The organism is Aeromonas sp. HMWF014, assembly GCF_963878295.1.
Classification (GTDB): Bacteria; Pseudomonadota; Gammaproteobacteria; order Enterobacterales; family Aeromonadaceae; genus Aeromonas; species Aeromonas popoffii.
In genome coordinates this window covers 1-1141 of the sequence record NZ_CAWNYS010000161.1, presented here as the reverse complement: position 1 = coordinate 1141, position 1141 = coordinate 1, and the positions used below count along the sequence as shown (strand labels likewise).

Sequence of the window (1141 nt, the reverse complement as noted above, 5' to 3'; positions counted from 1 at the left end):
GATCAGCATGAACACAAGTTGGTGATCGACGAGATCCGCCGGGTGCTGACCCCGCACTGCCGCGAGCTGGCCATTCCCGCCAATCCCACCCTGATGAGCACGGATACCCTCTGGCATCTGGGCACGCCCATCGCCGGTCAGCTGCATCCGGGTCAGGCTTCTGTGCTCTCCCTGGCCTGCCAGCTGCATCCGACCCCGGCCTTGTGCGGTTATCCGACCGAGCTGGCGCGTCAGTTTATCCGCGAGCAGGAACCCTTCAGACGGGCCCTGTTCAGCGGTATCGTCGGTTGGTGTGACAGCCAGGGCAATGGGGAGTGGGCTGTGGTGATCCGCTGCGGTGTGCTCGATGGCCATCAGGTGGAGCTGTTTGCCGGCGCTGGCATAGTGGCAGGATCGGATCCCGCCATGGAGTGGGCCGAGACCGGCACCAAGCTGGGCACCATGTTAAACGCCCTGGGCCTTGGCACTGAGGTGGCGCTATGACTCAGGCCAACCGCTTCCTGCCTTACACCCGCTGGCCCCGGGAACTGGCCGGGCAGTATCGTGCCAAGGGCTATTGGCGCGGTGAGCCCCTGACCATCATGCTGGATCGCCAGTGTGAAGTGGCGCCGGATGCCACCGCCATCCTCTGCGGCGAGCGCAGGGTCAGTTATCGCGCGCTGGATGAAGGCGCCAGTCGGCTGGCCGGGCGGCTCGTTCGTCATGGCTTCAAGGTGGGCGATACCGCTCTGGTGCAGCTGCCCAATGTGGCCGAGTTCTATCTGGTGTTTTTCGCCCTGCTCAAAGCGGGGATTGCGCCGGTCAACGCCCTCTTCAGCCACAACCGGCTGGAGCTGGCCTCTTACGCCGAGCAGATCCGACCCCGGCTCTTTATTGGCTCGCGCGCCCATTCGCTGTTTGCCAATGGGGATCTCAACAGTGATCTGCTGCGAGGCATAGGCGCCGAGCTGGTGCTGCTTGATGGCGAGAACGGGGAACTGGGGCTGATTCATTGGCTGAGTGATCAGGCCAAGAGCGAGGGATTGGCCGTCCCCGCCTATGGCCCGAGTCCGGCGGACGAGGTGGCCTTCTTCCAGCTCTCCGGCGGCAGCACCGGTACCCCCAAGCTCATCCCCCGCACCCATGACGACTATTACTACAG

The 1141-nt window shown here is 64.1% G+C and carries 2 protein-coding genes; both read left to right on the top strand.

Annotation, left to right across the window (positions count from 1 at the left end):
• Positions 1-483: isochorismate synthase (locus AAC083_RS06440; protein WP_181364670.1), on the top strand; the 483-nt coding region annotated here is incomplete at its 5' end.
• Positions 480-1141 (top strand): AMP-binding protein (locus AAC083_RS06435; protein WP_146181599.1); only part of this gene is annotated, 662 nt, incomplete at its 3' end. The genes AAC083_RS06440 and AAC083_RS06435, both read left to right, overlap by 4 nt.